The organism is Mesorhizobium sp. M8A.F.Ca.ET.161.01.1.1 (assembly GCF_004792105.1).
Lineage (GTDB): Bacteria > Pseudomonadota > Alphaproteobacteria > Rhizobiales > Rhizobiaceae > Mesorhizobium.
In genome coordinates this window covers 1-346 of sequence record NZ_SRTD01000226.1, presented here as the reverse complement: position 1 = coordinate 346, position 346 = coordinate 1, and the positions used below count along the sequence as shown (strand labels likewise).

The window sequence follows — 346 nt, the reverse complement described above, 5'->3', positions numbered from 1 at the left end:
CTGGGGCGCGCAGCAGGTGGCGAACTCAGTCGGCGCCAAGCTCGAGGTCTACGAGAGCGGGTTCGACGGCCAGAAGCACATGCAGCAATTGGGAGCGATACTTGCCGCCGGCTTCGAAGGCTGTGCGTTCGCCTGGTTTCCTGACTCGACGGCTTTCACCAAGGCTTTCGTCGAGCGGGCGGAAGCCGGCGGCGCAGTCATGACGACGATGTGGAATCGTCCCGAGGAGATCCATCCCTGGGACACGGCTTCCGATGCATGGATCGCCAACATTTCCTTCGACGGTGTCGATTCCGGCTACCAGAACGGCATGGCGCTGTGCAAGGCGATCGGCGGCAAGGGCGGC

1 pseudogene is annotated in these 346 nt (G+C 63.6%); it reads left to right on the top strand.

The features are described from left to right. Positions 1-16: 16 nt before the first annotated feature. Positions 17-346 (top strand): annotated as a pseudogene (locus EN804_RS37570) (sugar ABC transporter substrate-binding protein); the annotation flags it as partial.